Genomic DNA, 25,136 nt, shown 5'->3' with positions numbered 1-25,136 from the left:
CTGAGGAAAGGCGAAGGAAAGGAAATGCGACTGAAATCCATTCAAAAATGTCAGCCGGGCGATAAACTGGCTCGTTCCATCTTTACAGAGAATGGAACGGTTCTCGTTGGGGCCGGAGTAGAACTAACCCAACGAATGATAACTCGACTCAAAAACAAAAACGTGAACAGTCTCTACATCCAAGACAAGCGCACGGATGATATCATCGTGGAGACAGTCATTTCCGAAAATACTCGCAGGCAAGCAATGTCCATGATTCACGATACATTCCGAACCGTTCATCAAGTTCCGGATAAATGGCAGCAGCTTTTTTCGGACAAGGGTTTGGGACGCAAGCTGCGGGATGTCATGCAAACCGTAGCGGATGAATTGAACAACAGTGATTCAGCCATGAATTTATTGGCAGATGCTTGCGCCTTCGACAATTACATATTCACGCACTCATTTAATGTTGCCTTGTATAGTACAGCACTCGCTATAAATACCGGCTGTTCCGAGAAAGATGTGTTGGAAATTAGTATTGGCGGTATGCTCCATGACATAGGAAAAGTGCATATCCCAGACAACATTTTGCAAAAGCCGGGCCGCCTTACGCAAGAAGAATTTGAAATCATGAAAAGACATACGGAGATCGGTTTTGAAATGCTGCGTCGGCAAGATGACATTCCGTTGCTTGCGGCCCACTGCGCGTTTCAGCATCACGAGCGCTGGGATGGCTCCGGTTATCCGCGGCACCTGAAAAAAGAAGAGATTCATCCGTTTGGTCGCTTGATGGCAGTGGCAGATGTATTCGATGCCCTGACGTCACATCGGGTATATCGTCGCGGAATGCTTCCTCATGAAGCGATGGAAGTGCTCTATTCCGGCTCAGGCAAACTGTTTGACCATGTGTATGTAGAGGCTTTGCGAAATACGATTGCACTCTATCCTGTTGGTCTGACCGTCACCCTGAACAATGGTCTGTCTGGTGTCGTCGTCGACTCGAACAAAGGTATGCCGAGCCGTCCGATCATCAGAGTCCTGGTGGATGAGGAAGGTCGGGATATCGAGCATCCCTATGAGTGTGACTTGTCCAAAATGCTGACACTCATGATCATCGCCTGTGGCGACTTGGTATAATCAGAGCCAGTCCTTCTTTTTGAAAATAAGAAACATCGTCGTGCCGATGACAGCCATACATCCCAGCACGATGTAGTAGCCGTAGGGTGAATGCAGCTCAGGCATTAAATCAAAGTTCATCCCGTAAATGCCCGTCACAATCGTCAACGGCATAAAAATCGTCGTCAAGGCGGTAAAGACACGCATAATATCGTTGGCTCTGCCTGCAAGCGCCGCTTGATACGCTTCGCGCAAGTTTCCGATAAGGTCGCGAAACGCTTCAAAGCTTTCTACAATTTTACTGGCATCCTCTACAATATCGCCAAAGTACTTCCGCAGATAAGGTTGAATCAGCGGGAGTTCTTTTTTATGTAGGGCGTCAATCAAATCCCGCTGGGGAACGAGCATTTTACGGGCGTACAAGATTTCACTGCGTAGCCCGATAATCTGATCCAGATGGGATTTTTTCGTATGCATCAAAATTTGTTCTTCCAGATTTTCAAGCAGGTCTTCAATTTTTTCGGTCACATCAAAATAACGATCGACAATTTGATCTACCAGGTAGTACAGAAATGCATCGGGGCGATTGACTTCTTTTTCCCGGATGATCGACAGCATGGTAGTGAATTCGGGTGCCTCCTGCTTCGTTACGGTGATGATGGTGCTGCTGCCCAAAAAAATATTAATCTCGCGCAGGAAGATATCGTGATTGTGGAAGGTAATGCCGTTGATGACCATAAAGTAATGATCATCGTAATGTTGGAGCTTGGGCCGCTGTTCTTCCTCGTCGATACAGTCCTCGACAGCCAGATAATGCAGTCCGAACAGCGGCTGTAAAATATCCAAATTGAATGGCGCGGCATGAATCCAGTAAAACCCGTTCACAGGTGGAGTAGCAGCCTCTTCGATGTCTTCTATTTCAGTGATGATTCCGTTTTGTACGAGTCTGATCTTCATGATCGATTCTCCTGCAAGTAGATTCGGTTGCGGCGGGTAGACGGGGCCAGATTTGGGTGAGGATCAGTTCATAAGCAGAGCGAAGTGCTCGGCGGCTGGGCGGAGCCTGTGATGCACGCTGTTGCTTGGGAGTCGTCATGCAAGTTCGCCTCCTCGATGAAAGTCTTCATCCTATACGTATGAGCGTCAACTCGTCCTTTTTCCCGCTGCGGCTAGCTGTGGTAATTCCCTTGATTCGTACTCATGTGCACCTGCAAGTCCACGAGAGGCGATGTAACGCATGGCTCCCGCGACATCTGTTGCGGTGACAGGCTGATAGGCACGTAACGGTCCGACCCAGAGAAATGAGAGTGATTGGGAGAGCTTTGCACCGATTGCTGTAATGATGAGAAACTGGCTGGCTCCTTCTTCTTTTGCCAAACGAGCAATTTCGAGCGGGTACTGATAATCCACTTTGCGAAACGCTTCGTGTGTGAAGGAGAGCTCGTTGCGAACGACAGCGACGACTTTTTCATAGGCTTCGTCTTCCAAGAGATGCTGCAGCAATGCGCGGCCGACGAGTCCGGTCGCTCCAAATAATACCGCACGTTTCATTGCCATAGTGTTCCTCACTTTCTACGATCCCTCCCTCTTATTTTACCGTTTAGAACGGTTTGACCAAAGCCATTTTTTGCATACTACAGATAAGCTGAACAGAGGAAAAGGTGGATGTATCGACATGTGGATAAGCAAGAGGGTAGGTATGATTGGCTGTATCGTATGGATGTTGACGGGGATCGGATCGGATGCGGGACAAGCAGCGCTGGCATTGGAGGCGAGAGAGGTACAGCCTCCTCCGACTGTGTTCGAACAAATCCAGATCAAACGGGAGGATGTGACGGGCGATGGTCGGCCGGATTTCGTTACGTTGCTAGGAAAGCGATTTGCGGCAGACAGTCCTTACTTCGAACATGTAAAAATCATGGTTCAAGACCCAGTTGCGAAAAAAACAACCTTTTTTACAACACCGTATGGCGCTTATCAGCCGGAGATGTTCTTTTGTGATTTTACCGGAGGGGGTGTGCAGCAAATTTTGCTTCAGGCGCCGTCTGGGGGCAGTGGAGGGACCTCTGAGTTTTATTTGTTCGCAGACAAGGACAACAAGCCTGCGATCCTACCTGTTCCGCAGCCCTTGACGATTTCGGGCTCCTATCAGGACCATTACAAAGTACCCTTGACGATCAAGGAGACGGGGGAAACTGTCGTTCTCGATTTGTCTGATCGCAAAAAAATCTATGAAGAAAATGGGGTATACAAGAACGGGAAGCTGGTTTCCCCAGTAGAAGTCATGCCTAATACGTTCAGCGTACTTATGCCCATTGATGAGAACCGTGATGGTATCTGTGAGTTAAAAGGGGAACAGAGAGTCAGTGGTGTTGCTAATGCCGATACGATTGCATATGTGGAGTCGTACTGGAAGTGGGACAAGACGAGCTGGAAGCTGCAACGGGCAGTCGTGAGGAAAGCGGAAATGTAGGCGTTAGCTAGGCTCATACAACCGCCCATGGACAAGGTGGGCGGTTTACACCCGTTTGCAAAGGGGTATATAATTGAAAGGATATTCCAGAGTTATATGTACTCGGATAAAAGGAGTTCAGGCTATGAGCACATGTCCGTTTTCCACCTTTTTTGGATTGAAAAGGAAAGGAAAAAGTGAATCTTTTTTTCAGGGGGTGAAGGAAAAGGGGGAAGTGCAAATTGTAGGGAAGAGCACCCTCGCGAAGCAACTAGCATTGATCAATCTGACTGAAGAAGAATTGACCATTGTGAAAGCACTTCAGCCACTTATCATTCAAAATATTGACGCTATTGTTGACTATTTTTATGCCAGTATTGAAAACGAACCGCTTTTAATGAAGATTGTAAACCAAAACAGCACAATTGAGCGGTTGAAATTAACGTTGAACCGTCATATCTCCGAAATGTTTAGCGGTCGCATCGACAGCGCTTACATTGAACAGCGCAGTAGAATTGCGGTTATTCATATGCGAATAGGCTTGGAACCAAAATGGTACTTGAGTGCATTCCAAAACATGCTGGTTTCCTTGATTGATCTCTTGCAAAAAAACATCGCGGACAAGGACGAGTTCGTCCAAGCCCTCACGGCCGTCACGAAGATTCTCAGCATCGAACAGCAAATTGTGCTGGAGGAATATGAAAACGAGCATGAAAAGGCGCGGCAAGCGGAACAAGACAAAAAGGACGAGCTGCGAATCCTCCTAACCAATTCTGCGCATGAGCTGGCAGCGGTCTCTGAAGAAAACAGCGCGTCGGTTGTGCAATTGACAGAACAATCGAGAGAAGTGCTTCGTTTTGCTGAAAATGGCACGGGCTTTTCCACGAAAGCACAAGACCTGTCCTGTGAAGGTAAAAATAAGCTGGAAAAACAACAGGAACAGATGAGCTTGATTCAGAGCAGCGTCAAGCAAATCGCGGAAGAAATGAACGCGATGGAGGAAAACGCAGAAAAAATCCAAGGAATTGTAGAGGTCGTAACGGCAATTGCTGAGCAGACGAATCTCTTGGCGTTAAATGCCGCGATTGAAGCAGCGCGTGCTGGCGAACAAGGACGCGGATTTGCCGTGGTAGCCGATGAGGTCCGCAAGCTGGCAGAACAGACCAAAAAGTCGGTTTTCGGTGTGCGTGAGCTGATCGAGAAGACGAACCAACAGACAGTGGTCCTCTCATCTGTCGTTGTAGAAATTCAGGCGCTGGTCCAATCAAGCACTGTGGTAGTAAACGAGACGAATGCCTTTTTTGAAGGTATCATGAGCGCTGTCTCAGACAGTAAAGAACAGAGCTCACGGATTCAGCGGGAGCTGGAAAACTTCTTCAAAGTCATGGAGGATATGAACCAAGCGGTGGCACAAGTAGCCAGCTCTGCGGATGAGCTATCGGAAATAACAGAAAACCTGTAAAAAACAAAATCAGTATGAAGGATTCGGTTGAAAGAGACCATATTGGCGGCAATTACGCAACGGAGGACTGTAAACGTTTACGGATATAACGGGACTTTGTCCATTGTTGCGAATGGCGTGAATTTCCCCAGACTCTACAAAATAGCATTCATCCGTGCTGACATGAGTTGTTTGTGCTCGTTGTACTTCATTTTCATTATTCGTTTGGACATAAATCATATTCGTTAACGTGCCTGAGACGACCCATTCCCATCCAAAAGAGTCACCGTGATTATGCGGAATGGATTCCTGATCTGTCGGCAGATGGATCAAGACAACCTCTACATGTGGGGTGGAGAATAAAACCTTGCGTCCATAGGGTAGATCTAGCGGCTCCGGGATGTATGGACCGAGTTGTTCCATGCAGGGAGACAGGGAGACGAGAGCGTGTCTAAGCTGGGCAGGAGTAGGCGAAACAAGGGAGCCAAATACTTGTTCCAGACGTTCCAGATTCATAAATAACCTCCCAAACGATAGTCATACTCTTACACCATATGATCAAATTTCAAGACTAGTGATAGACTGAGCTTGTCTAAAAGGAAATTATTTACCATTATTATTACATTGTAAATCAACAGGATTACTCGTATTTTGGGGCGCTTTTGCAAAAAGAGCGTCCTTTTTTGTACGATCGGAAAGTATGAAATGTCGACAATTCGCTGACTCACGACCTATTATGGAAGTACGGCAACCAATGCCGAACAGGACGATTTGGGGAAGCGTCCCCCTTCAGAATGTTTTGCGAAACATAGGCTTTTTCTGATTTCCATTCAAGAGGAGGCATGCGCATGTCAACTGCCATAATCAGTGTACGCACCCACTAGAGGGGGGCGTTGATTCAAACCACCTGTCATGATCGGGGAGGTTTGGATGTAGGTGAATAAGAAATGGTATTTGTATGTCAATGCGTTGTCATCCTTGGGATCGCGGATGAATTTGATCGCGTGTAGCGCGTTGATTTTTACATTTGAACATAGTGCTTTTTGGATGACCGCTTTTTTCGTTGCACGACAACTAGGTGGAATGCTATTTAGTCCTCTCGCAGGCATGTTGGCTGATCGAATGGACAGAAGGCGTACCATGATCGCAAGCGACTTGGGGGCCGGCTTTGCTATTCTGGCCATCGTTTTTTATCCGACTCCGCATGTATTAATCGCAGCGGCTTTTCTCAATGGAATGCTGTATACGCTGTTTCATATTAGCTTTCAGGCATCCATGCCACACATATTTGGGAGTGAGCAACTAGTTCAGGTCAACGGTCGAAAGGTCAGGCTGGAGTCATTGGTAGGCATCATTGGCTTCATGCTGGGAGGATGGCTGACAGATTGCTATGGGTATACGATTGTAATTGCCCTGGATGCCGCCAGTTTTCTTTTCTCAGCGTGGATTCTGACGAGACTTCGGTGGGAGGAGAAGGGGAACACTGCGCTTGCTACGTCATCTGACGCGGATATCAGGGAAAAAGCAGCGAGCGGCTTTCGTGCCACCCTTCGTTACTTGCGGGATACACCCGTGCTTCTGACGATTAGCCTGTTAGCTTTTCTCGTATCGCTCAGCACGTCTGCGTATAATTACGGGTTGCCTTTTTTGGCGGATCAGTTGCGTGGTAGTGACGCTACCTTGCACGGATTGATGTGGACGGCGATGAGTGTCGGAGGTTTGATTGGGTCCTATGTGGCCGCTCGTTTGCGAGTGAAGCTGGTGAATGGAATGCTCGTCGCTTATGCTGTTTTTTCCGTGGGGATTGTAGGGGCATTCGCGGCAAACCATGCTGTGCTTGTGCTTTTGCTCTTGATTTTCGCGGGTCTTTTTACTGGGGCAGCACAGGTTTATGAAAGCACACTCTTGCAACAAGCCCAAAATGAGCTGCGCGGCAAGGTGATGGGGGTACAGGGGCTTTTGAGTAGAAGCGGGTACTTCGTTGGTTTTCTCATGGCTCCATTCATGGCGGGTGCGATCACTTTATTTGGGATGCTGGTTTTTGCCCAACTGATGTTTGTCGCAGGGCTGATTGGATTTGGCTTGTACCTTGTTTTTTCTCCCAAAAAATAGAATCTGCCTCCCGATACACGTAGTCTTTTTTCCACCTTCTAACCATAGGATGTACCAGTTGGGAGGTGTCGGGATTGGCCGTATTTCGACCCCGTCGGCGTTGGAGAAACCCGCTTTCACGTACGAAAGCGTTTTTGATCGCGTTGGTTATCTTTTTTGTTTTGACGATACAGACACTTGTATTTTTGCAAAATCGATTGGAGCCTACTCTCTTGATCCTGGCGACGCAAAAAACCGAACAGTTAGCGAAAGAAGCGATAACCGATGCCGTAACCAAGCGGATTTCGCAGCAAGGCGTCGACTTTAACCAGATTGTCAAAATCGAGAAGAACAACGAGGGGCAGATTCAGGCGTATCAGTTCAACTTCAAGGAATATGCAAGAATCGTGGGCGAAACAACAGCGAGAGTCCAGAACAAGCTCCAAGAATTCGAGCAAGAAAAAGTAGACCGCACGATCCCGCTTGGTCTGGCTACCGGGAATTCCTTTTTGGCATCGATGGGGCCGAATTTGCCTGTGACCTTCGTGCCCATTGGCTCGGTCAAGACCAAGCTGGAGACAGAGCTGAAGGAAGCAGGCATCAATATGGTGCTGGCGACAGTTTATATTTTCGTAGAGGTCGATTTGCGCATCGTCATCCCTTTTGCGACTGAGGAGCAGACGGTCACGACGAAAATTCCGATCACTCATTCCTTGATCATTGGCGATGTGCCGCAGTATTTGTACAACAACCCGGAAGGCAAGCCGGATGTGCCGCGTGCCCCTGGGGATACACCGACCAGCACTCCTTAATCGCTGAATAGGAAAAAGCGGCAGCGCGATGCTGTCGCTTTTTTTTGTGTGCACCCAGCATGGATTGTCAACACTAATCTGACCGGTTGGAGTATTCAAAAAGATAGGGGTAATAAGTCTCATAAGCTTGAGGAGGAAATTTGATGAATATCACTAAGATAGTTGAGGGTATATGGGGAAAGAAATGGTCTCCTTCAGAGGATATGGAACAAGATATAGAGTGTGATACGGCTCTCTTAGAACATAGTCATTTTGTGGCGGAACGTTTCCCGCAAAAAAGTTTTAATCTGGATAGATTCCCTTTGCAAATAAAAAATCAAACTGTTTTTGAACAGGTAAATATCTTTTTTGATATGACAGATGATAATCCTACCCTAATTCAATCCTATCTAAGAGAAGAAGAGAAATTTAAACAGGTATTCCGTAAACTTTGGGCGTACAATTCAGTTTGGATTGAAACATCATTACCTAATGTAAACGTGGAAATGGCAGCAGATGCTCTAGATAGTGAGAGTAAAAAAATAAGGGTTAAAGAAATTTATTCACAATTGAAAGCATCTGGTAGTAAGAGCATGAGAATAATTAATCTACATGATTTTGAATTATTCCTTGAATTAGGGCTTCGTGAGAAAGTCTCTACCGTGTTTATATTTGAAGATATGAAGATTTGTGTATGGTCAAATTTTGATTTTACGTTACCTTTGTATTCTGATGATGATAAATACACGGAGCTACTCCAAAGGATTTGTACTACTGAGGGAATATATTTGCGCTCATTAACTGATTGATCATTTTAGAGCAAATAATATTACTGAATAGAAAGCGACAGCGCACTGCTGTCGCTTTTTATCGTGAAGGAACATGATAAATATGAATAATATATAAAATTATCATAGTTAATATGAAAAACATATTATTTGGGCTTATCAGCATTCATTGACTAAGGTTTGTAAAATATTCACATTCTCTGTTATCATTTGCCGCTATGATGAAAGTTGGATGTGATAGCTATGAAGAAAAAAGGGAAAATCCTCTTTCTCATCTTGGTAGTGGCAGGAACTCTGCTCGATTGGTCCAGTAGTCAGCAAAAACAGGACGTCGATCTTTACACGATCGGAATGGTGATTGCCAATGAGGATAGAAAAGATAAAGTAGCGGGATTAAAGGCGGGATTACAATCGTTAGGTCTCGGTGAAGGAGCACGAGTTCAGTATGTGCCAGTTTATCTGAATGCGGTTCAGACTCTTGAAGAGGAGCACTCCCTTGTCCAAGAATTGATTTCAAAAAAGCCAGATGTAATCGTAACGACAGGGGCGCACGAGACCTTTTTGACTCAAAAGGCGACAACGACGGTTCCCATTGTTTTTATTGGTGTCGCCTCACTGGTAGAACTACCACTTGTTGAGACCGAGGGAACGGTTACGTGTGGAATCAGCAATGGCCAAATGAATGTAATTGGGAAAAGATTGGAGCTGACAACTCGGTTATTGCCTGATGCCAAGCGCATTCTGATCATTGCCGATTCTCATGCTCCTACGACGGAGCAAGCCATCGTAGAAGCGGGCTCAGCTGCTGCCTTGCTGGGAATTCGCTTGCAGGTGAAGCAGGTTTCTTCCCCTAGAGACTTAGAGCAGTTGCTCAGTGAGCTCTCTCCAGGAGAATACGACGCCATGCTTCCTTTACCCAGCTATGTTCTGGAAGACGCGATTACCGATTGCATGCCTCTTTTGATCGAGAAGCAATTGTTTGTCATGGGTTCTTACCCCGAGCAGGTGAAAGCAGGTTTGTATGCCGCTTACGGCGTTTCCTTTCATGCTCAAGGCATGCAGGCTGCTCATATGGTGGCTCGGGTGTTGGATGGAGTTCCTCCTACAACTCTGTCAATCGAATGGCCGGATGACGTGCGGTTAGCTGTCAATGCTTCTTCCCTGTCCAAGCTTCCGATTACCGTAACAGACCAACAATGGTCACTGGCACAAGAATGGTATGGAGTGAAGAACAAATGAGGAGGAGCATCATACCGCGCATCAATCGACTCAAGACAAAAATGCTCCTATTTGGGCTATGCATGTCCATCATCCCTTTTCTGATTCTGGGTTATATCAATTTGCATACCAGTAAAGAAAAGGTTCGAGAAGAGGTAGACAGAGCCAATCAGATCTACGTGGAAAATACGTTGGCGCAGTTAGAGATGCTTTTTTTACATACTTCCCAATCCATGCAAGTCGTTCAGCAGCGTTTTCTCAATGAGCGCCCTAGTGATGAGGATGCTTATTTCTTGATGAATACGTTATTGAAAACCTCGCCTTACATGGAGGAAGTCGCGCTTTTTAATCAGGATGGAGAGCCGCAGTATTTGCTGAATCGCTGGAAACACCAAAGGCAGGACACACCGAGGGAGCGGGAGAACCAACTTCTTCCCACTATCCAGTCGGGAAAACCATACATCGGAAGCATTGTCCGATCATTGGAAGGTAAGCTGCTGGTAACGGTCGCGATCCCTCATGTATCTGCCAAAGGTGTAAAAGGTGGCATGTACGCCAAGCTCAATGTAAAACAGTTACTCGAACAAGTGACACTGCGAGCTCGATACGAAAACGAGGCCTATTTGTTTGTCACGGATGGTATAAGCGATAGGTTTGCCGATCCGTTTATGCTGGGCAAGCCTTCTGATGGCTCTTTGACCTATTATGAACAAGAGGTTCCACCCCCCTGGACACTACCAGAGCGAACAGACAAGCCTGTTATCCGCACGTATCAAGCTTCAAATGGAGATGTCATGGTCAACTATGCCATGCGCTCTCCTGTTACACATTGGGTCATAATGCTGGAACAGTCGAGCCAAACGGCGTTTGCTGCCTTTTCAAAATTGGAGCAATCTCTGCTGCTTACGACTTTATTCATCGCACTTATCGTTTTGGGAATTAGCATTGTGTTTTCTGTCTCGTTTAGTCGGTTAATGGAAAAGATTGAATCCGCTGTGCAAAAAATCGCAGGTGGCGACTTGTCCGTACGAATACCAGTGACGACCACAGATGAAATTGGCAGGTTAGCAGCGTCCTGTAATGACATGGCACAAAGTCTGGAGATGAAGACCAATCAGCTTCTCGAAGAAAAAAAACGGCTTGATCTCGTCGTCAGTGGCATGGGGATGGGGTTGATTCTCGTAGATGAATCCTTTCGCATTCGCTGGATTAACCAGACGGCGTCAGCGTGGTTCCAGGATGCGTCTAATCTCCTGGGGAGAGACTGCCATCAGACGATGGGGCAGCAATTCAGCTCATGCAGCAGTTGCATGCTCCGAACGCGACAAATGGTGAACAAAAAGCAGACCGACCTTATTTCCTCCAGAGTCGATCAGAATGGACGTGTCCGATTTTATCGACATCAGGTTTTCCCTCTGCATCCGGAGAAAGAGTCGTCTGCTTTTCTGGAGGTCATCGAGGACATCACGGAGAAACGAGAGCTGGAAGCCGCAATCGCACAGGCAGACAAGCTCGCTGCCATTGGACTCTTGGCGTCGGGCATCGCCCATGAAATCAACAATCCATTAGGCATTCTGTCGTTGTATGGACAAGACTTGCGAGACCGTCTAGTGGACGAGGATATTCGGGATTTACAGGACGCAGGGGAGCTTACTCAGTACTTGGACACGATGGACAAACAAATTCACCGCTGCAAGGAAATCACGACCGGATTGCTGCACTTTTCGCGGAAATCACCACTTACCGTAGAAAAAGTAAATATTCATCAAGTACTTTCAGACACTCTCATTCTTCTGTCTCATGAAATACGTGTAAAACAGGTAACGGTGAAGCAGTCCCTGTTGGCCTCTGTTCCGTTTCTTCTGGCTACGCCTGGACAACTTCAGCAGATCTTGCTCAATTTGTTAACCAATGCGCTGTACGCGACCCAGGAGCGAGGAAATATTGAGATCGCGACTGATTCTCCATCGAATGATAGAATCTGTCTTTGGATTAGAGATGATGGATGCGGAATACCTGCAGCAGATTTGCCACATGTGTTGGAGCCCTTTTATACAACCAAGCCTCCTGGAAAAGGGACGGGTCTTGGGTTGTCAGTCTGCTACGGGATTGTTACGAATTTAGGCGGAGAAATCCATATCGAAAGTACGCCAAACAAAGGCACAACGGTTACAGTCATTCTGCCGTTGGCAAAGGGGGAAATGAACGGTGAAGCACGATGACATTCATATACTCATCGTTGATGACGAAGCAGATTTCCGCCATCTATTAACGAGTCGCTTACAGAGAAAGGGATATACCACGTTGGAAGCACCTGACGGAATCACCGCACAGATGCTAGTCACGAGCGAAACCATTCACGTCATTCTGCTTGATTTGAGAATGCCCGGGATGGACGGTCTCTCCTTTCTGCAATGGTGCAAGGAAACCTCTCCTGCCATTCAAATCATTGTTGTGACGGGACACGGAACAATCGAAACAGCAATTGAAGCGATGAAACGCGGCGCTTATGATTATTTGACAAAACCTTACAATCTTAATGAATTGGAGGCTTTGATTTCCAAGGCCGTGGAAAAACAGCAGTTGACCGAGGAAAACCAACAGTTGAGAGAAGCTCTATCGACAAACGGGAAAACGACGTTTCAAATCGTTGCGGAAAGTCCGAAGGTAAAAGAGGTCCTGGCAACTGCCAAGCGGGTAGCCAGTACGGATTTTCTCGTTCTCTTGAAAGGGGAAAGTGGGACAGGGAAGGATGTCATCGCGCGACTCATTTATGAATGTAGTGAGCGAGCCACAGAAGCATTCGTACCGATCAATCTGGGTGCAATACCTGAAACGATGCTGGAAAGCGAACTGTTCGGGCACGAAAAGGGAGCTTTTACAGGCGCAACTGCTCAGAAAAAGGGACTGGTAGAGCTTGCCCATCTAGGGACGCTATTTTTGGATGAAGTAGGGGACTTGCCGTTTCCTTTGCAGGTCAAGCTGCTCCGTTTTCTGGAGACCGGCGAATTTCGCCGAATAGGGAGCCCGATTCTGCACAAGGTGGATGTCCGTATCATTGCTGCTACCAATGCCGATCTGGAGAAGAAAGTGGAGGAAGGAACGTTTCGATCCGATCTTTATTTCCGGCTGCATGTCATGGATATAACGATTCCACCTCTCACCCGGAGAAAAGAGGACATTTTACCGCTGTCGGCGTTCTTTTTGAATCGACTCAAGCGCAAGTATCCAGTCAAACCGCTTTCTGTGAAAGCGCAAGCAGCCCTTTGCGCCTACTCATTCCCCGGCAATGTTCGGGAGTTGGCTCATATGATCGAACGTGCTGTCGTTTTGGCAAAAGGAGAGGAAATTGACGACAAGGATCTCTTTCCTCACGAACAGCCAGTACCTCACATCCCGTCGGACAGGAAGCTCATTTCATCAGCAGACACTGGGGAGGAAGAGGAATTTTTACTGAAAAATGTAGAGCGAGAACATATCAAGCATGTGCTGCACGTGCTGCAATGGAACAAGACCAAGACAGCTGAGAAGCTGGGGATCAGCGTACGTAATCTATATCGAAAAATCGAAGAGTACAAGCTGCGACCGTGACATTTTGGCGCGTATGGACCATGACATTTTGGCATGGTCTTTTCTTTTTCTTGCTGCCAGGAAGCGCCAAGTCGTTCATTTTCCTGCTTCTATGGTATGGCACGCCTCTTGCTACTCTCATGTAGTGAATGCACGACCAACATGGAGGAGTGAGACATATGATCAAAAAAGAGAAGACAGCCTGGAAGAAGCTGTCCATGGTAGTAATGGCGATACTGGTCTTTGCAGGCTGCGCAACCCAGCCGACCGCGCAACCCACCTCAACTGGGAGAGAGGCTAATGATAAAACAGCGAGTGCGGCAACTGGAGCTATCAATCTAGATACCTACACCCCGCCTAGTCTGGACAAAGTGCCAGAGGGGCCATTGGGAGAATCGATTAAGTATGGACACAAGTTAATGAATGAAACAAGCACTGCGATCCCTGAATACACAGGGAATAAGCTCTCCTGCTCCAGCTGTCACGGTAATGCCGGAATGGATGCTACCTCCCCTTTAACGGGTGTCACAGCAGTCTATCCCCAGTACATTGCAAGGTCTGGCAAAGTGCTTACCATTGAGGATCGCATTAATGGTTGCTTTCAACGAAGTATGAACGGAAAGCCATTGCCTTACAACAGCGATGAAATGAGAGCGATGGTTGCCTATCTTACGTATATCTCGACAGATGTACCAGTAGGAATTAAAGAGCGCCCGTGGATAGAGAAAAATGATTTGAAGAGCGTACCTCAACCGAATGTGGCAAATGGAGAAGCACTCTTTCAAAAATCGTGTTTGCAGTGTCATGCAGCTGATGGCTCAGGAACAGGTCCAAACTCTGGACCAGCACTATGGGGGGATAACTCCTTCAACATTGGTGCAGGTATGGCCCGAATTTCCAAAGCTGCTGGCTACATTCAGCGCAATATGCCTTTGGGAGAAATGGGCGGTATCAAGCAAGGGTCGTTAACGGATCAAGAAGCAGCGGATCTTGCTGCCTATATTTTGTCCAAGCCGCGTCCGGACTTTACCAAAAAGGCACAAGACTGGCCAGCTGGAGGAGCTCCAAAGGACGTGCCGTATGAAGTAGAAAGCTCCAAGAAGAAACAATAGGACTCGGTAGCTGACCCCCAAAAGGGGCTGTCCCTTTCGTTTGCACATAATTTGCTGACGAAAGCAACAGTAGATGAAAAGAACAGAGGCAGTTCTCAAGTAGAAATATCTACTTTTGGGATAGCCTCTGTTTTTTTGTGCTTAACAATACATTGTGAGAATTGTCGCTATTTTTGTGGATTGTTTGTAAAATAGCACTACGATTTCAGGTAAAGTTACTGGATCAGGCAAATGGAATTGGGGTGTAATCGAAGCGACAGCAGGCTTCGAAATAGGAGGTAGCCATAACATGGACGACAGAAGAGTCAACTACCATTACAGTAGGCCCTGGTGAGTGGGGATGGATTGATTATGGTGCTTATACGGAGACTTGGGAAGGAGATCATTACTATGTAACCCCCACTTGCAAAATTCAAGATAAACAGAGAATCATGGTAATAGGTCCAAAACACAAAGCCAAACTAGCAAGAACAGAAAAATTCTAATAACTGCTAAGAAGGAGAAGAGTTGAGAATGAGAAATAAACTCCTAATACCTATATTGCTCCTAGCTGTATGTAGCCTCTTATTAGGGTGCCAGGAAACGGAACTTACCAATCAGAACGACAAAGTGCTGCCTAATAATACTGCAGCTCCTAAACCGGAGGATCATGCATTAAAAGAAGTGGAGTGGGTAAAGGTTGTTGATCCACCTCAAAATGTCTCTTCTCCTTCTGAAGCTGTTGTCCATCAATACGAGGTAGGATTTAAAGATGGAACAACAGAATTTCCTAAGAAGGATTCTGTCATTTTCGAAACGTCCCTCGGACAAAAGAGTATAGTGGCTATACGTTCTCCAGAGGGAAAAAACAATTTTGCCGTTTTTTTGTATGAACATAATCCCTCAGCTAGTTGGGGAGTTTATGGACTGGTTAGGTTGCTGGGGAATACGGAGTTTGGCGATAAAGAGGGTTTACAATTACCTTTCGAAAAGTTCAACGCAACTAAAATGGGTTTACCAGATAAAGAAACGAGTATATGGGTATTCGCAAACGAAACAGAGATCGTTACGATAACCGTGTATAACCGTTTCCCTTTTACGCCCAGTTCTGATCGGGAAAAGATTTTATTAAAAAATGGAAACGAAGCCTATATAGGTAAGGATTATTTTAAAAATGGCTATCTGTATTACTTTGATACCGAAAATACTATTGTTGTTTCTGGTAATGTAAGCAAGCAAAAATTTATTGATTTAGCAAATTCTTTACCTAGTGTTACTTTTACATCTTTCCCCAGTCCGAAGTAAAAGGAACAATCTAGTAGAACATTTATAGCAGCAGGTTAGGTGCCAAGTTCGATGAGCAGGATAATCCGTAGTGGTTGGAGAAGAGCGACAGTGTATAGCTGTCGTTTTTCTTTTTTGCAAATGATCGTAGGAGGGAGGCTTGGATATGTTGATCAAATGGATTACGTGTAAAGTAACGGAGAGTCAAAAACAAACGTTTTCCCTCGCGCAGGAAAAATGGAGACCGTTAGAAGGAATAGAAGGCTTTCTTGGACAAATAGGCGGATGGAATCAGGATCAGCCTTTGGAGGCCTGCATCCTTGCTTTTTGGGAGGACATCCATCACTATCAAGCCTTCATGGAGAAGTACCACGATCCGATTTTTCATCAGTCAGGGCAGTGCCAAACGTATGAAGCCATATCGGTAAAGCTTTTCTCAAAGATCGTGGATATGGATGAACGAAATATCCTAGATGTTTTAGAGAACGGGGAAATTCTTCGCGTAGTTTGTGCCAAAGACGGGATGTCAGCGACCGAGGCCATGCTGGGAGGAGTCGTTGCTCAAAGCCAAAAGAACAGCATTGAGTATTTGTCCGCGTCGCTGTGGAAAAAGGATAGTAGCCAAGTCAACGAGAATGAGCAACCACCAGATTATTCCGTCATTCTTGAACCAGCATGGCGTGTTGTCAAAAAAGGAGGCGCAAAATGAGCAGAACCTTTCAAAAAGGCATTATTTTCGATATGGATAATACCTTGCTACAATCCAGAATCAACTTTGCCGAGATGAAACGGGCCATTTTTCAATTGTGGGTGGACAATGGGATCGTTCCTCCGACACTCGAGTGGCAGAATCATACAGCATCCCAACTCATTGAGATCGGTCGTCAATCAGCGAAAATGACGAGTGAGCTAGAGCAAACGATGTGGGATGCTGTAACCGCCATCGAGAAGGAAGGGATGCACGGGGCTGTTTTGGAGAATCATGCAGTAGAAGTGCTAGAGCAGTTGAAGAGCAGCTACCAGCTCTATATTCTGACGAACAATGCCTACGCCGCCGCAGAGGAGGCGCTAAACGAGACGGGAATCGCATCCTACTTTGATGAGATCGTCGCCCGCGAGCAGATGACAACCTTGAAGCCATCTGCATCGGGCATTCACTATATCCGCAATCGCAAGCCGGATTGGCCTGCTTCCGCATGGACGATGATCGGGGATTCCTGGATCGATGGGAAGGCGGCCTGCGACGGACAAGTTGCATTTATAGCGTATCAAGGAAATGAGCTGGATATGAAGCGAAATGGCGTAGTGCCTAGGGCTTACATAAGGGATTTAAAAGAAATCCTTGTCGTCCTCGAAGAGTGCGAGCAAGGGTAAAGTGCACTTCTCCAGTAAATGATTACAGACAATAGCGAAAAATGTGCTATACTTTGCATAACTGAATACCAGCCTTCAGGGTAGGGTGCAATTCCCGACCGGCGGTAATGACGAACGCACGTCTGAGCCCGCGACTCGCTATCGAAGTAGTTGATAGCGACTGACTTGGTGCAAATCCAAGGCCGACGGTACAGTCCGGATGGGAGAAGGTATTTGGAATGGCCTGTTTCGCTGTTTTTTTCGAAAAGACGGTTGAAGTAAGGCTTCTTTCTCGACGCCCTGAGTATATGATTCACGGGCGTTTTTGTTTTTCGTAAAACTTCATAGCGACAATCTTCAGGGCAAGGTGAAATTCCTGACCGGCGGTAATGACGTACGGACGTCTGAGCCCGCGACTCGCTGACCACGTAGGAAGCGACTGATCTGGTGAGAGCCCAGAGCCGACGGTACAGTCCGGATGGAAGAAGATTTTTATGCTTTCTTCATTTGTTTTTTTTAGAAAACGGATGAGGCAAGGCTTCTTTCCCTATGCCCTGAAACGCTATGAGGTTTCAAGGGCTTTTTGTGTTGTGCTTGGCTGGAATGTTGGAACAGAAAGGAGTGCGGTATGGAACAGGACAGCAAGTACATGGATCTGGCGCTGGAACTGGCACGATCGGCACGAGGTAAAACCAGCCCGAATCCCATGGTCGGAGCTGTGATTGTGAAGGATGGAGCCATCGTTGGACTGGGAGCGCATCTGTGTGCAGGAGAGCCCCATGCTGAGGTGCACGCCCTGCGGATGGCTGGGGAAAAAGCGCAGGGTGCGACCGTGTACGTGACCCTTGCGCCTTGCAGTCACTACGGGAAAACACCGCCGTGTGCAGAGGCGTTGATTGCAGTTGGTGTACGACGCGTCGTTGTAGCGACGCTCGATCCGAATCCACTGGTGGCAGGACGAGGGATGGAGATGCTGCGGGCAGCGGGAATCGAAGTGTCAGTGGGTGTGAGAGAAGAGGAAGCGAAGGCGCTCAATGAAGTCTTTTTCCATTACATCCAGACAAGGCGTCCATTTGTAACGGTAAAGACGGCCAGTACAGTAGACGGGAAAATCGCTTCGTTCACTGGACATAGTCGGTGGATTACCGGAGCTGAGGCACGGACAGAGGTGCATGAACTGCGCAGGCAGCACGATGCGATCCTGGTTGGGGTTGGGACGATTCGCGCTGATGACCCACTGCTAACGGCGCGCCAAGAAGAGCAGCGTTTTGGACGCCAGCCAGTTCGAGTGATTTTGGACAGCCAACTGCGGACGCCGCTGGATGCCCGTGTCGTCCAGAATGCAGATGCGCAGACATGGATTTTTACGACAGATGCAGCCCCGAGGGAAAAGCAGGAGCTGCTTGTGGCAAGAGGAGTAAAGGTTATCACAACGGAAGCGCCAATTCGCGTGGAAAAGGTACTGGATACGTTGGGAGAGCTGGGGATTACCTCATTGCTTGTGGAAGGCGGGCAGGAAGTAAACGGCTCATTTTTGCAGGCGAGAGCGATTCAAAAGGTCGTGAGCCATATCGCGCTAAAGCTGATCGGGGGAAGCGGCGCGCCCTCGCCATTCGGTGGTCAAGGCTTTGCGACGATGGGAGAAGCGGTACAGCTGACAAATGTTACGATCACCCCAATCGGGAAAGGCGATGTACAAATCATCGGGTACCCCCAATGGGAGGATCAGACGTAGCAAGTGAGGAGGAGAGAGCATGTTCACGGGGCTGGTCGAAGAAGTGGGCGTGTTGGAATCGATTCAAGGGAACGAGCAGGCGAGTCGACTGGTCATCCGCGCACAGCAGGTACTCGAAGGAGTGAAGCTCGGCGATAGTATCGCAGTCAATGGTATTTGCCTTACGGTTACGTCTTATACAAATCGTCAGTTTAGCGTCGATGTGATGCCAGAGACGATGAACAAGACGAGCTTGCGGCAATTACGCAGCGGACAGCGAGTTAATTTGGAGAGAGCGATGAGGCTGGGAGACCGTTTTGGTGGGCATATTGTCTCCGGCCATGTAGATGGGACCGGAATGGTTACTTCACGAGAGGTAAATGCGAATGCCGTCGTGTTTAGGATTGAGGCCAAACCGCAACTGTTGAAGTACGTCATTGCCCGTGGATCGATTTGCATAGATGGTATCAGCCTCACTGTGGTGGACGTAACCGATAGCGGTTTTACCGTTTCGATCATTCCGCATACGCTGGCGAATACGAGTCTTGCAGACAAGCGACCTGGAGACTTGGTGAATCTCGAAGCAGATGTCATCGGCAAATATGTGGAGCGTTTGCTAGGTTATCAAAACCATGGCGGTACAGAGAAATCTGGCAGGCTCAGTCTCAGCTTTTTGCAGGAAAACGGCTTCGCGTGAGGAGGAGGGAGAAAGCATGTTTCATCGTATAGAAGAAGCATTGGAAGATTTGCGTCAGGGTAAGGCGGTTATCGTGGTAGATGATGAGGATCGGGAAAACGAAGGAGATTTTGTCTGCGTGGCCGAAGCGGCTACGCCTGAAATGATCAACTTCATGGCCACACATGGGAGAGGACTCGTTTGCGTACCAGTGACAGAAGAGCACGCAGCTCGCTTGCAGCTGAACCCGATGGTTAATGCGAATACAGACAAGCAAGGAACGGCTTTTACCGTTTCCATCGATGAAGGGAGTACGCATACAGGGATATCCGCCCATGAGCGCTCCCAGACTGTCTTGGCGATGCTCGATGATCAGAGGACAGCAGAAGATTTTCGTAGACCGGGACACATTTTTCCGTTAATCGCGAAGTCTGGCGGTGTATTGCGCAGAGCGGGGCATACGGAGGCGGCAGTTGATTTGGCTCGCTTGGCGGGAGGCATTCCAGCGGGCGTCATTTGCGAAATTATGAACGAAGACGGTTCCATGGCACGTCTGCCGCAATTGGTAGAAATCGCACGTCGCTTTGATCTCAAGCTGATTACGATTGCCGACTTGATCGCGTATCGGATGCGGACGGAATCCATGGTAAAACGGGAAATTGAAGTGCAGCTACCGACCGCCTACGGTGATTTTCGGATCGCGGCCTATACGAACGAGCTGGATGGCAAAGAGCATGTGGCCCTCATCAAGGGAGAGATTAGTCCGGATGAGCCCATGCTCGTTCGCGTGCACTCGGAATGCTTGACAGGAGATATTTTCGGCTCTCATCGCTGCGACTGCGGGCCACAGCTGCACGCTGCATTGGAACAGATCGAAGTGAACGGACGCGGCATTTTGTTGTACATGCGCCAAGAAGGCAGAGGCATTGGCTTGATTAATAAGCTGCGTGCCTACAAGCTGCAAGAGGAAGGCTTGGATACGGTTGAGGCCAATGAAAGGCTAGGGTTCGCCGCTGATCTGCGAGATTACGGTATCGGTGCGCAAATTTTGCGAGATTTAGGGGTGCAGCGCATGCGGCTTTTGACCAACAACCCACGAAAAATCCGCGGGCTTACCGGGTACGGATTAACAGTAGAAGAGCGGGTGCCGCTTCAAATGCCGGAGCATCTGCACAACAAACGTTACCTATCAACAAAACAAGAGAAGCTGGGTCACCTGCTTCATCTGCACGGATAAGGAGAGGGAATAAGCGATGAGAACATTCGAAGGACATTTGGTTGGAACAGGTTTGCGTGTAGGGATTGTGGCAGGACGCTTTAACGAATTGATCGTAAGCAAGCTGGTCGGAGGGGCTCTCGATGCCCTGAAGCGTCATGGCGTAGAAGATGAGCATGTAGACGTGGCTTGGGTACCGGGGGCTTTTGAAATTCCGTTGATCGCCAAAAAAATGGCGGAATCCGGTCGCTATGACGCGGTTGTTACGCTGGGAGCTGTCATTCGTGGGTCGACTCCGCACTTCGACTACGTTTGCAATGAGACCGCAAAAGGAGTCGCGTCCCTATCGCTAACGACTGGGATACCCGTTATTTTTGGTGTATTGACGACAGACAATATCGAGCAGGCCATCGAGCGCGCGGGAACCAAAGCAGGCAACAAAGGTTGGGAAGCAGCAGCGGCAGCGATCGAAATGGCCAATCTATCCAGGCAGTTCGTCTAATCATTTCATAGGGATAACGAGATATTTCAACGGGGGCTTCGGCTCCCGTTCTCTTTTTTTGGATAAAATCACCACAGACAGGTCAAAGTAAGAAAGATTTTCCTGAAAAAAGGGGGGATCTAGCCTGAAGCCGACTGATTGGTGGAGAGCGCAAGTAGAGTCCATACAAGCAAAGCGGCGCATCGGTTCGGCTCATGCGCGGAGAGGCGAACAAATTACACCGGATATGGTAAAGCAATGCATGCAAAACGTGGATGACCTCAGCAGCTTGTCATTGAAGATGAATGACGAAGAGGTACACGTTTTTTTTCTCGATACGCTGGTGGATGTCTCGCAAATCTATCAGACGGTATTTCTTCCGCTGCAACGCTCCGATGGCAGAGAGCCGTTGCAGGTTCTCCCTTTCGCCCAGGAGTGTCAGCTCGACGACATGGAGACTTTGATGAGCAATTTGCTGCGCGGTCATACGATTTTGTTCTTCCTGGAGAGGAATTTGATCCTGCATGTAAATACATTCCAGGTCCCGCATCGCTCGATCACGAAGTCAGAGACGGAGGCGACCGTCCTTGGACCGCAAGACTCCTTTGTTGAAATGCTGGAGATCAATTTGTCCTTGCTTCGGAGAAGGCTGGCTACACCCCATTTGAAAGTATCGAGCTACACGATCGGCACCCAGGCGCAGAACAAGGTAGCTGTGATTTATTTGGACAATATCGCGAACGCGGAAAATGTGGAACGTGTGAAAAAAAGGATCGACAACGTCATTTACCATGGATTTGTCGGGATGCCTGTCTTAAAGCAAATGCTGGAGGATAAGCCGTACTCTCCGTTTCCGCAGTTTGGCTTGACCGGTCGTCCTGACAATGCTACAGCCGCTTTGTTGGACGGCAGGATCGTGATCATGCTAAATGGCAGTCCGGATGCCGCAATCTGCCCGACTTCCTTTCTGGAGATGTTTAGCAGCCCCGAAGACTTTTACAATCGATGGTCGACGGCAAGCTTGCTGCGGATGATTCGCTTTTTTGGTTTGTTTATCACCATTATGCTCACATCCAGTTATGTCTCTGTCTTGACGTATCATCCGGAAATGCTTCCTCCCGCTTTGCTGACGATTTTGACTGAATCTCGCAGCCGGGTGCCTTTTCCGCCCGTAATCGAGGTGCTCATTATTGAGCTCGTCATCGAGATCCTGCGGGAAGCGGGGATACGAATGCCGACTAAAATCGGTCAGACAATCGGTATTGTGGGCGGTATCGTGATCGGGACAGCCTCTGTACAAGCGGGGTTAGCCAGTAATATCTTGATCGTCCTTGTTTCCGTATCGGCACTGCTTTCTTTTGTGCCACCCAATTTTTTGATGAGTAATGCGATTCGGCTCGTTCGCTATGGTTTCATCTTGATGGCAGGCGTATTGGGTATGTATGGCCAGATGCTGGCACTGGCGTTTTTATTCGGACATCTGCTCAATCTGACTTCGCTCGGGACGCCGTACATGGCCCCGGGGGTTCCGCGTCAATGGACCGATTTGATGAATAGTCTCATACGTGCACCATTGAGGTTTATCGTCAATCGCAACCGCATGTCCCGGGCCAAGCAAAAGCATGTCCGGCCATTTGGGGAGGACTAGGAGAGATGGATAGAGGGAGAATTCACAGCCTGAATCCGATCCTGGTAATCGGATTGATTATGAATACGATGGTGGGGGTTAATTTACTTGGACTGGCTCATCATGCAAGTAAAATGGGCTACAATCTGTGGTGGTCTCCGATTTTGCTGGGATGCATCGTTAGCCTAACGCTAATTCCGATGATGGCCTTGTGCCGACGTTATCCAGAGGATAATCTTTTTCGGATTCACGAAAAGCTGTTGGGAAAATGGCTGGGACGCTGTTTCAATATCCTGATTATCGTCTACGCCATTCTGAACGTATCTACTGCCCATGAAGGATACGTCAGGCTGGTGCAAACCTCCATGCTGAGCAATCAGACAGTCACATTGCCATTGCTTGGATTGACATTGGTCATGGTCTACATAACAAACGGCGGCATCAAATTGATCGCGCGTTTTTGCCTGCTAACGTTCTTTTTTACGGGTTGGATGATTTTTCTTTTGCAGTACGGATTTCAAAAGGGCGGAATGACGCATATTTTTCCTCTTTTTCATACAGATTGGCGCAGTATTGCCGAAACGGTGCACAATTCTTACGCGAGCATGCTTGGGTATGAATTGGTCCTGTTTTTCTATCCATATATCCAAGACAAGAACAAGGCACACAAGCATGTCCTGATTGGGGTATGGATCGTTGTTTTGCTGTACGTCATGATCCTGCTCACGAGCGTATCTTATTTTTCCGAATGGCAAATGGACAATCTCATTTATCCCATTTTGAATTTGTTTAAGGCTGTAGAGCTGTCTTTTTTGGAGCGGATCGAAAATCTCGGGATTGGTCTTTGGGTCTTCCTTATTCTCAGCACGAGTACGGGGTACTTGTGGGTTGCACGTACGGGTCTGGAAGAAATGGCAGAAAAGACACGGCTGTGGCATCTGCTTGTACCGACCATCATTTCCTTTCTATTCATTGTGGGGCCATTATCTGTAGAAAGACAACGCTACATTTATGACAAGGTGACCGTTTATATGGCCTATGGATTGATCTTGTGGCCGATTTTTTTGTTAGTGCTTCATTCCTTGAGGTTCGGTAGAGGAGAGCGAGTATCATGAAGAGGGCGAGCTGGTTCATCGCTGCGGTTGTCCTCTTGCTCTGCCTTTGCGGTTGTGGGCGCGAAATCGAACGGCCGTCACTAGAAGATATGGCCATGATTGGGGTTATGGGCTTCGATTATGTGGACCGTGAAAAGATAGATGTCACCGTATCGGTACCGGTACCCGCTAGGAATAAGGAAACGACACAGGTGTACTCGACGCATGCCTCGATGACGAGCGAGGCGATGCTGAATCTCGCGACAAAAGCAGAGAGGACCATGTCGCTCTCGCAATTGCGGGTGATTTTGTTCAGTGAAGAATACGCCCGCAAAGCAGGGATCGGAAAAGTCATCCTGGATCTCTACCGCAATCCAATTGTCGGAGAAAATGTATACATTGCCGTCGTCAAAGGAACAGCGAAAGATGTCATCAAAGGAACCTATAACCACAGGCCGGAAATCAACACGTATTTAAACAACCTGCTCCGTCCGCGAGTGGAAACGGCCTTTTCGTCTTTTGCGACCATTCACGATTTTGTTTTTATGATGACCAGCAACACGATGGACCCCACTCTTCCTTATCTCATCCACAGTAACGGAGAGATTCAGATCTTTAAGGTGGCCCTTTTTCGCGTGGACAGGATGATCGGATTGTATTCACAGCGAGAGGGGAAGCTGGTTCAGGGGTTTCTCGGTAGAGAACGCTTGCCACGTATGAGCTTCGAGTTTCAACACGAGACGAAGACAGGTAAAAAACAAACGGAAAAAATCGTTTTCGATTTTGTGCGGGCACAAACGAAGGTGAGAAGCAAAGGCAGCCTGAAAAAGCCTGTCATCAGCATCGATCTTCGGGTAAGAGGGATGTTGGTAGGCTATTCAGGCAACAAGGATTTGGAGAAGCGGTCTCAACTTCGGACCTTGGTTCAAGAGCTTGAGACACGGATCAAAAAGGAAAGCATGAAGATGCTGGTCCGTTTTCAAAAGCAAGGGGTTGACCCGGCGCAGCTAGAGGAGAGCATTCGCCAAAAGTATGATGGCAAATGGACGCGGGAAACGGGTCTCGCCCTTTATAAAAAAGCTAGAATCAACGTTAAGGTTCATCTGGAAATTGTCGGTTTTGGCACATTGAAATAAGGAGCAGTAGTATTC

General features: G+C 47.8%; 24 protein-coding genes and 2 riboswitches. Of the genes, 20 read left to right on the top strand and 4 right to left on the bottom strand.

Annotated features, from left to right (window positions below; translation table 11 throughout):
- The first annotated feature begins 24 nt into the window (after window positions 1-24).
- Window positions 25-1,119: an HD-GYP domain-containing protein gene (locus C7R93_RS00960; protein ID WP_106837055.1), complete on the top strand. Its 1,095-nt coding sequence runs from the start codon at window positions 25-27 to the stop codon at window positions 1,117-1,119.
- Here C7R93_RS00960 and corA read toward each other — a convergent pair whose 3' ends face one another.
- The 3 genes from corA to C7R93_RS00950 are packed head-to-tail and all read right to left on the bottom strand — an operon-like array spanning window position 1,120 to window position 2,655.
- Window positions 1,120-2,055, bottom strand: coding sequence for a magnesium/cobalt transporter CorA (corA, locus tag C7R93_RS00955; protein WP_106837054.1), 936 nt, complete (start codon window positions 2,053-2,055; stop codon window positions 1,120-1,122).
- Window positions 2,018-2,194: a hypothetical protein gene (locus tag C7R93_RS30000; protein ID WP_158264001.1), complete on the bottom strand. Its 177-nt coding sequence runs from the start codon at window positions 2,192-2,194 to the stop codon at window positions 2,018-2,020. Before C7R93_RS30000 ends, corA begins: the two co-directional genes overlap by 38 nt.
- 47 nt (window positions 2,195-2,241) lie before the next feature.
- The gene (locus tag C7R93_RS00950; RefSeq protein WP_106837053.1) at window positions 2,242-2,655 is read right to left on the bottom strand and encodes an NAD-dependent epimerase/dehydratase family protein; all 414 of its coding nucleotides are present in this window, start codon (window positions 2,653-2,655) and stop codon (window positions 2,242-2,244) included.
- A 118-nt stretch (window positions 2,656-2,773) separates the two neighbouring features.
- Between C7R93_RS00950 and C7R93_RS00945 the strand changes: the two genes are divergently transcribed.
- Together C7R93_RS00945 and C7R93_RS00940 are read left to right on the top strand one after the other, a co-directional pair.
- Window positions 2,774-3,571, top strand: coding sequence for a hypothetical protein (locus C7R93_RS00945; RefSeq protein ID WP_106837052.1), 798 nt, complete (start codon window positions 2,774-2,776; stop codon window positions 3,569-3,571).
- A gap of 124 nt (window positions 3,572-3,695) precedes the next feature.
- Complete coding sequence (locus C7R93_RS00940) at window positions 3,696-5,012, top strand: globin-coupled sensor protein (RefSeq protein ID WP_106837051.1); 1,317 nt, start codon at window positions 3,696-3,698, stop codon at window positions 5,010-5,012.
- 9 nt (window positions 5,013-5,021) lie between these two features.
- On the opposite strand, the gene C7R93_RS00935 is transcribed toward C7R93_RS00940, so the two are convergent.
- The gene (locus C7R93_RS00935) at window positions 5,022-5,507 is read right to left on the bottom strand and encodes a cysteine dioxygenase (protein ID WP_106837050.1); all 486 of its coding nucleotides are present in this window, start codon (window positions 5,505-5,507) and stop codon (window positions 5,022-5,024) included.
- Between the two features lie 420 nt (window positions 5,508-5,927).
- Here C7R93_RS00935 and C7R93_RS00930 point away from each other — a divergent pair, with 420 nt between their 5' ends.
- From C7R93_RS00930 to C7R93_RS00850, 17 genes are all read left to right on the top strand, one after another.
- Window positions 5,928-7,103, top strand: coding sequence for an MFS transporter (locus C7R93_RS00930; RefSeq protein WP_106837049.1), 1,176 nt, complete (start codon window positions 5,928-5,930; stop codon window positions 7,101-7,103).
- Window positions 7,104-7,168: 65 nt separating this feature from the next.
- A complete protein-coding gene (yunB, locus tag C7R93_RS00925) occupies window positions 7,169-7,894 on the top strand; it encodes a sporulation protein YunB (protein ID WP_106837048.1) in 726 nt (241 codons plus the stop codon).
- A 143-nt stretch (window positions 7,895-8,037) separates the two neighbouring features.
- A complete protein-coding gene (locus tag C7R93_RS00920; protein ID WP_106837047.1) occupies window positions 8,038-8,682 on the top strand; it encodes a hypothetical protein in 645 nt (214 codons plus the stop codon).
- A 222-nt stretch (window positions 8,683-8,904) separates the two neighbouring features.
- Window positions 8,905-9,900, top strand: coding sequence for an ABC transporter substrate-binding protein (locus C7R93_RS00915; protein WP_106837046.1), 996 nt, complete (start codon window positions 8,905-8,907; stop codon window positions 9,898-9,900).
- Window positions 9,897-12,101, top strand: a complete 2,205-nt coding sequence (locus C7R93_RS00910; protein ID WP_106837045.1) for an ATP-binding protein — start codon at window positions 9,897-9,899, stop codon at window positions 12,099-12,101. Before C7R93_RS00915 ends, C7R93_RS00910 begins: the two co-directional genes overlap by 4 nt.
- Window positions 12,088-13,470, top strand: coding sequence for a sigma-54-dependent transcriptional regulator (locus C7R93_RS00905; RefSeq protein ID WP_244191413.1), 1,383 nt, complete (start codon window positions 12,088-12,090; stop codon window positions 13,468-13,470). The genes C7R93_RS00910 and C7R93_RS00905 overlap by 14 nt, the downstream gene beginning before the upstream one ends.
- A gap of 158 nt (window positions 13,471-13,628) precedes the next feature.
- Window positions 13,629-14,561, top strand: coding sequence for a c-type cytochrome (locus tag C7R93_RS00900; protein WP_106837044.1), 933 nt, complete (start codon window positions 13,629-13,631; stop codon window positions 14,559-14,561).
- Window positions 14,562-15,074: 513 nt separating this feature from the next.
- The gene (locus C7R93_RS00895) at window positions 15,075-15,845 is read left to right on the top strand and encodes a hypothetical protein (RefSeq protein WP_106837043.1); all 771 of its coding nucleotides are present in this window, start codon (window positions 15,075-15,077) and stop codon (window positions 15,843-15,845) included.
- A 145-nt stretch (window positions 15,846-15,990) separates the two neighbouring features.
- Window positions 15,991-16,533, top strand: coding sequence for a YdbC family protein (locus C7R93_RS00890; RefSeq protein ID WP_106837042.1), 543 nt, complete (start codon window positions 15,991-15,993; stop codon window positions 16,531-16,533).
- Window positions 16,530-17,198, top strand: coding sequence for an HAD family hydrolase (locus C7R93_RS00885; protein ID WP_106837041.1), 669 nt, complete (start codon window positions 16,530-16,532; stop codon window positions 17,196-17,198). Before C7R93_RS00890 ends, C7R93_RS00885 begins: the two co-directional genes overlap by 4 nt.
- 67 nt (window positions 17,199-17,265) lie before the next feature.
- A riboswitch (FMN riboswitch) is annotated at window positions 17,266-17,413 on the top strand.
- 113 nt (window positions 17,414-17,526) lie between these two features.
- Window positions 17,527-17,671: riboswitch (FMN riboswitch) on the top strand.
- Window positions 17,672-17,805: 134 nt separating this feature from the next.
- Window positions 17,806-18,912 carry a bifunctional diaminohydroxyphosphoribosylaminopyrimidine deaminase/5-amino-6-(5-phosphoribosylamino)uracil reductase RibD gene (gene ribD / locus C7R93_RS00880; protein ID WP_106837040.1) on the top strand — a complete coding sequence of 369 codons (1,107 nt, stop codon included), beginning with the start codon at window positions 17,806-17,808 and terminating at the stop codon, window positions 18,910-18,912.
- Between the two features lie 19 nt (window positions 18,913-18,931).
- Window positions 18,932-19,588 (top strand): riboflavin synthase, encoded by a 657-nt coding sequence (locus C7R93_RS00875; RefSeq protein ID WP_106837039.1) that lies wholly within the window; start codon window positions 18,932-18,934, stop codon window positions 19,586-19,588.
- 16 nt (window positions 19,589-19,604) lie between these two features.
- Complete coding sequence (locus C7R93_RS00870; protein WP_106837038.1) at window positions 19,605-20,804, top strand: bifunctional 3,4-dihydroxy-2-butanone-4-phosphate synthase/GTP cyclohydrolase II; 1,200 nt, start codon at window positions 19,605-19,607, stop codon at window positions 20,802-20,804.
- Window positions 20,805-20,820: 16 nt separating this feature from the next.
- Window positions 20,821-21,285: a 6,7-dimethyl-8-ribityllumazine synthase gene (ribH, locus tag C7R93_RS00865; RefSeq protein ID WP_106837037.1), complete on the top strand. Its 465-nt coding sequence runs from the start codon at window positions 20,821-20,823 to the stop codon at window positions 21,283-21,285.
- A gap of 124 nt (window positions 21,286-21,409) precedes the next feature.
- A complete protein-coding gene (locus C7R93_RS00860) occupies window positions 21,410-22,912 on the top strand; it encodes a spore germination protein (RefSeq protein ID WP_106837036.1) in 1,503 nt (500 codons plus the stop codon).
- A 5-nt stretch (window positions 22,913-22,917) separates the two neighbouring features.
- A complete protein-coding gene (locus tag C7R93_RS00855) occupies window positions 22,918-24,006 on the top strand; it encodes a GerAB/ArcD/ProY family transporter (RefSeq protein ID WP_106837035.1) in 1,089 nt (362 codons plus the stop codon).
- Window positions 24,003-25,121, top strand: coding sequence for a Ger(x)C family spore germination protein (locus tag C7R93_RS00850; RefSeq protein WP_106837034.1), 1,119 nt, complete (start codon window positions 24,003-24,005; stop codon window positions 25,119-25,121). Before C7R93_RS00855 ends, C7R93_RS00850 begins: the two co-directional genes overlap by 4 nt.
- Window positions 25,122-25,136 lie beyond the last annotated feature (15 nt).

The sequence above is a fragment of the Brevibacillus fortis genome, assembly GCF_003013395.1.
Lineage (GTDB): Bacteria > Bacillota > Bacilli > Brevibacillales > Brevibacillaceae > Brevibacillus > Brevibacillus fortis.
This window is presented reverse-complemented; position numbering and strand designations above follow the sequence as displayed.

What these genes read in the sequence shown, in the direction of transcription:
- C7R93_RS00960 (WP_106837055.1), top strand. Translation starts at nt 25, where the DNA reads ATGCGACTGAAATCCATTCAAAAATGTCAGCCGGGCGATAAACTGGCT.
- corA (WP_106837054.1), bottom strand. Translation starts at nt 2,055, where the DNA reads ATGAAGATCAGACTCGTACAAAACGGAATCATCACTGAAATAGAAGAC.
- C7R93_RS30000 (WP_158264001.1), bottom strand. Translation starts at nt 2,194, where the DNA reads ATGACGACTCCCAAGCAACAGCGTGCATCACAGGCTCCGCCCAGCCGC.
- C7R93_RS00950 (WP_106837053.1), bottom strand. Translation starts at nt 2,655, where the DNA reads ATGGCAATGAAACGTGCGGTATTATTTGGAGCGACCGGACTCGTCGGC.
- C7R93_RS00945 (WP_106837052.1), top strand. Translation starts at nt 2,774, where the DNA reads ATGTGGATAAGCAAGAGGGTAGGTATGATTGGCTGTATCGTATGGATG.
- C7R93_RS00940 (WP_106837051.1), top strand. Translation starts at nt 3,696, where the DNA reads ATGAGCACATGTCCGTTTTCCACCTTTTTTGGATTGAAAAGGAAAGGA.
- C7R93_RS00935 (WP_106837050.1), bottom strand. Translation starts at nt 5,507, where the DNA reads ATGAATCTGGAACGTCTGGAACAAGTATTTGGCTCCCTTGTTTCGCCT.
- C7R93_RS00920 (WP_106837047.1), top strand. Translation starts at nt 8,038, where the DNA reads ATGAATATCACTAAGATAGTTGAGGGTATATGGGGAAAGAAATGGTCT.
- C7R93_RS00915 (WP_106837046.1), top strand. Translation starts at nt 8,905, where the DNA reads ATGAAGAAAAAAGGGAAAATCCTCTTTCTCATCTTGGTAGTGGCAGGA.
- C7R93_RS00910 (WP_106837045.1), top strand. Translation starts at nt 9,897, where the DNA reads ATGAGGAGGAGCATCATACCGCGCATCAATCGACTCAAGACAAAAATG.
- C7R93_RS00900 (WP_106837044.1), top strand. Translation starts at nt 13,629, where the DNA reads ATGATCAAAAAAGAGAAGACAGCCTGGAAGAAGCTGTCCATGGTAGTA.
- C7R93_RS00895 (WP_106837043.1), top strand. Translation starts at nt 15,075, where the DNA reads ATGAGAAATAAACTCCTAATACCTATATTGCTCCTAGCTGTATGTAGC.
- C7R93_RS00890 (WP_106837042.1), top strand. Translation starts at nt 15,991, where the DNA reads ATGTTGATCAAATGGATTACGTGTAAAGTAACGGAGAGTCAAAAACAA.
- C7R93_RS00885 (WP_106837041.1), top strand. Translation starts at nt 16,530, where the DNA reads ATGAGCAGAACCTTTCAAAAAGGCATTATTTTCGATATGGATAATACC.
- ribD (WP_106837040.1), top strand. Translation starts at nt 17,806, where the DNA reads ATGGAACAGGACAGCAAGTACATGGATCTGGCGCTGGAACTGGCACGA.
- C7R93_RS00875 (WP_106837039.1), top strand. Translation starts at nt 18,932, where the DNA reads ATGTTCACGGGGCTGGTCGAAGAAGTGGGCGTGTTGGAATCGATTCAA.
- C7R93_RS00870 (WP_106837038.1), top strand. Translation starts at nt 19,605, where the DNA reads ATGTTTCATCGTATAGAAGAAGCATTGGAAGATTTGCGTCAGGGTAAG.
- ribH (WP_106837037.1), top strand. Translation starts at nt 20,821, where the DNA reads ATGAGAACATTCGAAGGACATTTGGTTGGAACAGGTTTGCGTGTAGGG.
- C7R93_RS00855 (WP_106837035.1), top strand. Translation starts at nt 22,918, where the DNA reads ATGGATAGAGGGAGAATTCACAGCCTGAATCCGATCCTGGTAATCGGA.
- C7R93_RS00850 (WP_106837034.1), top strand. Translation starts at nt 24,003, where the DNA reads ATGAAGAGGGCGAGCTGGTTCATCGCTGCGGTTGTCCTCTTGCTCTGC.